Consider the following 6,970-nt stretch of genomic DNA (forward strand, 5'->3'; position numbering starts at 1 on the left):
CAGTGTTCCAGAAGACTTTTTAATTGGCTTGGTAGCAGTATTCTGGGCTGAATTGACTTCAAAGTTCCGAAATTTAGCTGTTGTATTAATGCCACCGCTTAAGGAAACTTGCAGCAGAGCGACCTGAGTGATACTTGTAGGGATTTTATTGAAAATAAAACTTGCTTTAAAGGGAACACTTTCAATTAGTTCGGCCTTAATTGAATTGTTTTCACTGACTCGGTTGGCTAATCGCAAACTAGACGGGTAATATTCGTTACCTTCAAAATCGACTAGCTTGATATTATTGCCATTGAGATCGATAGTCCGATCGTTATTCTTACTTGTTAAGGTCGCTTTGCAAACCAAATCTTGCAGCTTCCTGCTACAATTTTGGATCGTAACTTTGATTCGATCGTCCTCATAAGTAGCAGGGTTGTTTTTAGGAGTTTTAGTCGCCACTTGTGCGGAGACTTGAGTTGGGTATAAGTAAATACTCAACAACCCACACCAGCCTATTTTAACAAGTGATTTGGCATTCATACTCATGTTTTGTCGATCGGGGCTAATTTTGCAGTCATTATATCACAACTCATCCAATTTGCCTCGATTTATTGAGAATGAATTGTAGCGAATTTAACATCTAAATTCCGTAGTTCGACAATTGATATTACTAACTCTTAGATACTTGGACTAAGAGCCAGATAGTTGGCACTAAGGTCGATATCGATCTCAGCCAAATTGTTCCACAAATCGATCGACATCCTCGATAATCCGCGTCAGTTCAGCTTCACTACTGAGCCGAATCCGATCGTCTCGTAAGGTAATTAAGACTTTAGCCACAAAAGGATTTGCCCAGATATTTGGATTGCAGAATATCTCTAGAAAAACATCTCCAGTATATTGATACTCGATCGGTCGTGCTGGCGTGGGCTTGCCACTACTTCCAGGGGTTTGTGCTGTTTTAGCCTTGAGGATGTGGACTAGATCGTGGAGTTGTGCCTGCAATTGTTTAGCTGCTGTTAATGTCAAGCCACAAGACACCGATCCGCTAGCTAAGTTGAACACCAGTTGGGATGTCATATTTTCGATTTTGAGGGGAAAGTGTTAGCGACCCTAATCTTACCGAGACTTATCGATATTGTATAGATATTCTCGATCCAAAAATTGGCGGCTGAGATTCAAAGTCCCAGCCCGATCTCCAGATTCAGCGGATCGATCGATATCTAGACAAGATCGATCGTCTAGTGTAGACTTGTAGATTGTGGTCTAAAACTTCCAGCTCAGGCGAGCTGCGACGATGGTGAATCGGCTCAAATCGATACTAGGCGGCTTACTGCCTCAGTCTTTTTAGCAACAAAACGAATCCCAGTTGATACCTAAATATCCTTACTGCGCTACGAGTGAAAACTTATTGCATCCGCAGCAGCCACGATCTGCAACCGCAGGCATCATCGCTGCTAAAGTTAGCTGGATTGGTAAATTCAAGTCGAACCCACAAATGGACGCGCCTGTCGGTGGAAGTCCATCAAAATCCTAATGTCTCAAATTAAGGAAATTTATTAAACCGTGTCTATCGGTATTCTCGGCACCAAACTCGGCATGACCCAAATTTTCGACAAAGAGACAGGGAGAGCAATTCCTGTCACCGTCGTTCAAGCAGGCCCATGTACCATTACACAGATCAAAACTAAAGATACTGATGGGTATAGTTCCATTCAGTTGGGTTTTGATGAAGTCAAAGAAAAAGCTCTCAACAGACCAGAATTGGGACATCTCAAGAAAGCTGACGCGCCACCACTGCGTCATTTGCAGGAATTTCGGGTCGATAGCACAGATGCTTGGACGCTCGGACAAGAAATCAAACCAGACATCTTTACAGTCGGTCAAATCATCGATGTGACTGGCAATAGTATCGGTAAAGGGTTTGCAGGTTGGCAAAAACGTTGGAACTTTGCGCGGGGACCAATGTCTCACGGTTCTAAAAACCACCGCGAACCTGGTTCGACAGGTGCGGGTACCACTCCCGGTCGCGTTTATCCCGGTAAGAAAATGGCTGGGCGCTTGGGTGGCAAAAGAATCACGATTAAGAAATTAGTAGTAGTTCAGATCGATGTCGAGCGTAACGTTCTCCTGATCGAAGGTTCCGTCCCTGGCAAACCTGGCGCGTTACTCCGGATCGTGCCTGAAGTCAAAGTCGGTAAATAGTCACAAAAAGTAGATCGGGAGATAAAAAATAGTTATGGCTAATTGCGTCATTCGCAACTGGCAAGGCGAGGAAGCTGGCTCCGCCATCCTCGAATTGGCCGTTGCCAAAGAAGAGAATGCCTCTCACATCGTCCACCGCGCCCTAATTCGGCAGACAAATAATGCGCGTCAAGGTACAGCTAGTGCTAAGACTCGCGCCGAAGTTCGCGGCGGTGGTCGCAAACCTTGGAAACAGAAAGGTACCGGACGCGCACGGGCGGGTTCGATTCGGTCTCCGCTCTGGCGGGGGGGTGGGGTAATTTTTGGACCAAAGCCCAAAGATTACAACATGAAAATGAACCGCAAAGAGCGGAGATTGGCTCTGCGGACAGCATTGATGGGTCGGATTGAAGACATTATCGTTGTCAACGACTTTACGACTGATGTCGCTCAGCCTAAAACCAAAGAGTTCGTCCAAGCGATGACTCGTTGGGGTGTAGAAGCAGATAGCAAAGTTTTGGTCATCGTTGCCGAGATTGAAGACAATACCTTGCTATCGGTGCGCAATATTGCCAAAGTTAAAATGATTTCGGCTTCAGGACTAAACGTTTTCGATCTCCTGAATGCAGACCAGATCGTTGCTACCGCTGAAGCGATCGCCAAAATCCAGGAGGTTTACAATGACGATTAGAGTTGCTGACCGCGATTTACCAGATTTAATTCGGAACGTCATCGTCACCGAAAAAGCGACGATCGCGATGGAACAGAACAAGTATGTATTTGATGTAGTTCCTCAAGCTACCAAGCCACAAATCAAAGCCGCGATCGAATCTCTGTTCAATGTCAAGGTCAAACGCGTAGACACCCAGAACTTACCCCGCAAAACCCGCCGCGTCGGTAAATTCCTCGGTGCAAAGCCTCGCTACAAACGGGCTATTGTGACGATCGTCGAAGGTCAAGAGATCGTTCTCTTCCCTGAAGTTTAAGTAGTTGGGAGTTCGGAGTTCGGAGTTGGGAGTAAGTAGCCAGTAATTTTTCGCTAATGCTCTCCCCGTCCCCCCGCCTCCCCCACGCCCTAACCAAATCCCGAACACCTAACACCTAATTATTGGAACCCGTTCTTATCGGCCATATACGCCCAGTACTCGCGAAACCGTAATTTCCGACTTTGCGGAAATTACCGTGGGTAATCAGCCGGAAAAATCACTCGTTTACAACAAACACCGTGCTAAAGGGCGCAACAATCGCGGTGTCATTACCAGCCGCCGTCGCGGTGGTGGTCACAAACGACTCTATCGGCAGATTGATTTCCGTCGTCAAGACAAAATCAACATCCCCGCCCGCGTCGCTACTGTCGAGTACGATCCCAACCGGAATGCCCGGATTGCGCTCCTGTTCTACAAGGATGGCGAAAAACGTTATATTCTACATCCCGTCGGTTTGACCGTCGGCATGGAAATCATTACTGGGCCAGAGTCGCCGTTTGAGATCGGCAATGCCCTACCACTGATTAATATTCCTTTAGGTACGACAGTTCACAGCGTCGAGCTTACTGCTGGTAAAGGCGCTCAAATCGCCCGCTCTGCTGGTGCCGCCGCCCAATTAGTAGCTAAAGAAGGCGACTATGTGACCCTGAAAATGCCTTCTGGTGAAGTCCGGATGGTACGGAAGGAATGCTACGCTACCATCGGTCAAGTCGGCAACACCGACGCCCGAAACACCAGTGCTGGTAAAGCCGGACGCAACCGCTGGAAAGGTCGTCGTCCGAAGGTCAGAGGTAGTGTCATGAACCCCTGCGATCACCCCCATGGTGGTGGTGAAGGTCGTGCGCCGATCGGTCGTCCTGGCCCAGTTACACCCTGGGGTAAGCCAACCCTGGGCTACAAGACTCGTAAGAAGAAAAAGGCCAGCAGCGAACTCATCATCCGCCGTCGTCGTAAATCCTCGAAACGCGGTAAAGGCGGTCGTCAGAATTAAGAAAGTGGATAGTGGACAGTGGATAGTGAATAGCAATAAAGAACTATTCATTATCCACTGTCCATCCTTGAGCAAGCTCAAGGCAATCTATTCACTATCCACTATCCACTATTCACTATCCACTAAATTATGGGTCGTTCTCTCAAAAAAGGTCCTTTTGTCGCCGATCATCTGATGACAAAAGTCGAAAAAATGAATGCGTCTGGTCGTAAAGACGTAATTAAAACTTGGTCGCGGGCTTCCACGATCTTGCCGCAAATGGTCGGACATACGATCGCAGTACACAACGGTCGTCAACACGTGCCTGTCTTTGTTTCCGATCAAATGGTCGGTCACAAATTAGGTGAATTTTCACCCACACGTAACTATCGTTCCCACTCGAAGGGAGACAAGAAATCCGGCAGATAATTCAAAGTAAATTTGAATTTTAGATGGATTCAAGAGGAAAAAATATGGCGATCGATAACAAAACAGAAATCAAAGCAGTTGCGAAATATATTCGCATGTCTCCCTTCAAAGTGCGCCGCGTACTAGATCAAATTCGGGGACGTTCCTACCGTGAAGCCTTGATTATTCTCGAATTCATGCCCTACAAAGCATGTGAAGAAATTATCAAAGTCTTGCGATCGGCTGTAGCTAATGCCGAGCATAATAATGGGATGAATCCAGCCAAGTTAGTAGTCTCTGCTGCTTTCGCCGATGGTGGCCCCGCGCTCAAACGCTTCCGCCCCAGAGCGCAAGGTCGCGCTTACAAAATCCGCAAACCGACATGTCACATCACCGTGGCAGTGGCGGAGACGAACTAGGGAGCATATAAAAAAATAACATGGGACAGAAGATTCATCCAGTTGGCTTTAGACTTGGGATCACGCAAGAACACCGTTCGCGGTGGTATGCAGATACCCGCAAGTATTCTGAAGTTCTCAAAGAAGACTACATCATTCGCCAACACATCGAAAAAGACACCACCCTCAGCACTGCGGGGATTTCCAAGGTACGGATCGAGCGTAAAGCCGACCAGATCGAACTCGAAATCCATACAGCTCGCCCAGGTGTAGTTGTCGGTCGTCAAGGTAGTGGGATCGAAGTCATTCGTCAAGCGTTGCTCAAGAAACTCGGTACCGATCGCCAAATTCGGATCAATGTCATTGAGATTGCGAAAGTTGACGCCGATGCCGCGCTAATTGCGGAATTTATCGCTCAACAACTTTCTCGCCGCGTCTCCTTCCGTCGCGTCGTCCGTCAGGCGATCCAACGGGCGCAACGTGCCGAAGTTAAGGGGATCAAGATCCAAGTCGGCGGACGACTCAACGGCGCTGAAATCGCCCGTACCGAACAAGCTCGTGAAGGTAGCGTGCCCCTGCACACCCTCCGTGCCGATATCGACTACGCTTCCAAGACCGCAGACACCACCTATGGCATCATCGGTGTCAAAGTTTGGGTTTTTAAGGGCGAAATCATCCCCGGACAAGAAAATCTCGAAGTACCTAGTGCTGCTCAACCCAAGCGTCGGCAAAACCAACAACGCCGCCGTCAGCAGTTTGAAGACCGCTCTGATGAAGGATAGGAAGTAAATAATGTTAAGTCCTAGAAGAACGAAATTCCGCAAACAACAGCGCGGTAGAATGACTGGTTTAGCTACCAGAGGAAATGAGATTGCCTTCGGTCAATTTGGCTTGCAGGCGATCGAGCCATCATGGATTACCTCCCGTCAGATTGAAGCCTGTCGGCGAGCCATGAACCGCTATCTCAAACGGGGTGGTAAAATCTGGATTCGGATTTTCCCTGACAAACCCGTGACGATGCGCCCAGCAGAAACCCGGATGGGTTCTGGTAAAGGTTCTCCCGAATTTTGGGTAGCAGTAGTCAAGCCCGGTCGGATCTTATTTGAGATTGGTGGCGTTCCTGAAGATATTGCTCGGGAGTCCATGCGTCTAGCGATGCACAAGCTACCGATCAAGGTCAAATTTATTATCAAACCACACTTAGAAGACGAGACTGATTAAGGTTATGGCTCTGCCCAAAATTGCTGAAGTAATAAGCTTAACCGACGAAGAATTAGCTGCGGAAATTATCGCTGTCAAACGCAACTTGTTTGACCTGCGCCTTCGCCAAGCTACTCGTCGGTTAGAAAAAACCCACGAATTCAAACATAATCGCCACAAACTAGCGCAGTTATTGACAGTAGAACACCAACGTAAAACCACCAAGGTTTAATTCAATCAACATCCTCCAGCCACAGGTAATTAACAAAAAATGGCAGTCAAAGAAAGAGTTGGCATCGTTGTCAGCAACAAAATGCAAAAAACGGCAGTAGTCGCGATCGAGAACCGCTCCGCGCACTCCAAATACGGCAAAGTAGTCGTCAGAACCAAAAAATACAAAGTTCACGACGAAGAAAACCAGTGCAAAGAAGGCGACAGAGTACGGATTCTCGAAACCCGCCCCCTGAGCCGCACCAAGCGCTGGACACTTGCAGAAATTCTCAGTACTAAAGCCTAGTTGAGTGGTGGAGTCAGGGTAGTGGATAGTGAATAGTGAATAGTGAATAGTCACAGAACTAGGAACTAATCGTAAATATCTAACAAACGCCCCCTCTCCCCCTCTCCCCCTCTCCCCCTCCCCTAATCACCATGATCCAACAAGAAAGTTATTTAACCGTTGCGGATAATAGCGGTGCCCGTAAAATTATGTGTATCCGCGTCCTCGGGGCGGGTAATCGTACCTACGGCGGCGTCGGCGATACCATTATTGCCGTTGTCAAAGATGCCACTCCCAACATGGCCGTCAAAAAATCGGAAGTAGTTCGCGCTGTCATCGTCCGCAC

Annotated in this window: 14 protein-coding genes; 12 read left to right on the forward strand and 2 right to left on the reverse strand. The window is 47.8% G+C overall.

The window, feature by feature from the left end; all coding sequences use genetic code 11:
• Together RMO52_RS06375 and RMO52_RS06380 are read right to left on the reverse strand one after the other, a co-directional pair.
• Positions 1 to 522: hypothetical protein (locus RMO52_RS06375; RefSeq protein WP_310412014.1), on the reverse strand; the 522-nt coding region annotated here is incomplete at its 3' end.
• Positions 523 to 711: 189 nt separating this feature from the next.
• On the reverse strand, positions 712 to 1,062 hold the full coding sequence (locus tag RMO52_RS06380) for a hypothetical protein (protein ID WP_309740244.1): 351 nt from the start codon (positions 1,060 to 1,062) through the stop codon (positions 712 to 714).
• Between the two features lie 289 nt (positions 1,063 to 1,351).
• Here RMO52_RS06380 and RMO52_RS06385 point away from each other — a divergent pair, with 289 nt between their 5' ends.
• The 12 genes from RMO52_RS06385 to RMO52_RS06440 all read left to right on the forward strand — a co-directional run.
• The gene (locus RMO52_RS06385; RefSeq protein WP_310412017.1) at positions 1,352 to 1,519 is read left to right on the forward strand and encodes a hypothetical protein; all 168 of its coding nucleotides are present in this window, start codon (positions 1,352 to 1,354) and stop codon (positions 1,517 to 1,519) included.
• A 29-nt stretch (positions 1,520 to 1,548) separates the two neighbouring features.
• On the forward strand, positions 1,549 to 2,187 hold the full coding sequence (gene rplC / locus RMO52_RS06390) for a 50S ribosomal protein L3 (RefSeq protein WP_310412020.1): 639 nt from the start codon (positions 1,549 to 1,551) through the stop codon (positions 2,185 to 2,187).
• A 34-nt stretch (positions 2,188 to 2,221) separates the two neighbouring features.
• On the forward strand, positions 2,222 to 2,857 hold the full coding sequence (rplD, locus tag RMO52_RS06395) for a 50S ribosomal protein L4 (RefSeq protein WP_310412022.1): 636 nt from the start codon (positions 2,222 to 2,224) through the stop codon (positions 2,855 to 2,857).
• The gene (locus RMO52_RS06400) at positions 2,847 to 3,152 is read left to right on the forward strand and encodes a 50S ribosomal protein L23 (RefSeq protein WP_309740236.1); all 306 of its coding nucleotides are present in this window, start codon (positions 2,847 to 2,849) and stop codon (positions 3,150 to 3,152) included. The genes rplD and RMO52_RS06400 overlap by 11 nt, the downstream gene beginning before the upstream one ends.
• A gap of 121 nt (positions 3,153 to 3,273) precedes the next feature.
• Positions 3,274 to 4,143 carry a 50S ribosomal protein L2 gene (gene rplB, locus RMO52_RS06405; RefSeq protein ID WP_309744710.1) on the forward strand — a complete coding sequence of 290 codons (870 nt, stop codon included), beginning with the start codon at positions 3,274 to 3,276 and terminating at the stop codon, positions 4,141 to 4,143.
• A gap of 129 nt (positions 4,144 to 4,272) precedes the next feature.
• Positions 4,273 to 4,551 (forward strand): 30S ribosomal protein S19, encoded by a 279-nt coding sequence (gene rpsS, locus RMO52_RS06410; RefSeq protein ID WP_295613120.1) that lies wholly within the window; start codon positions 4,273 to 4,275, stop codon positions 4,549 to 4,551.
• Positions 4,552 to 4,595: 44 nt separating this feature from the next.
• Complete coding sequence (gene rplV, locus RMO52_RS06415) at positions 4,596 to 4,949, forward strand: 50S ribosomal protein L22 (RefSeq protein ID WP_310412027.1); 354 nt, start codon at positions 4,596 to 4,598, stop codon at positions 4,947 to 4,949.
• A 20-nt stretch (positions 4,950 to 4,969) separates the two neighbouring features.
• Positions 4,970 to 5,710, forward strand: a complete 741-nt coding sequence (gene rpsC / locus RMO52_RS06420; protein ID WP_309744694.1) for a 30S ribosomal protein S3 — start codon at positions 4,970 to 4,972, stop codon at positions 5,708 to 5,710.
• Positions 5,711 to 5,720: 10 nt separating this feature from the next.
• Complete coding sequence (gene rplP / locus RMO52_RS06425; RefSeq protein ID WP_310412031.1) at positions 5,721 to 6,149, forward strand: 50S ribosomal protein L16; 429 nt, start codon at positions 5,721 to 5,723, stop codon at positions 6,147 to 6,149.
• 4 nt (positions 6,150 to 6,153) lie between these two features.
• Positions 6,154 to 6,360, forward strand: a complete 207-nt coding sequence (gene rpmC, locus RMO52_RS06430) for a 50S ribosomal protein L29 (RefSeq protein ID WP_309744698.1) — start codon at positions 6,154 to 6,156, stop codon at positions 6,358 to 6,360.
• Positions 6,361 to 6,399: 39 nt separating this feature from the next.
• A complete protein-coding gene (gene rpsQ / locus RMO52_RS06435; RefSeq protein WP_310412034.1) occupies positions 6,400 to 6,645 on the forward strand; it encodes a 30S ribosomal protein S17 in 246 nt (81 codons plus the stop codon).
• 131 nt (positions 6,646 to 6,776) lie between these two features.
• Positions 6,777 to 6,970: uL14 family ribosomal protein (locus tag RMO52_RS06440; protein WP_310412037.1), on the forward strand; the 194-nt coding region annotated here is incomplete at its 3' end.

Origin of the sequence: Chamaesiphon sp. OTE_8_metabat_110 (assembly GCF_031382685.1) — a bacterium.
GTDB lineage: Bacteria > Cyanobacteriota > Cyanobacteriia > Cyanobacteriales > Chamaesiphonaceae > Chamaesiphon.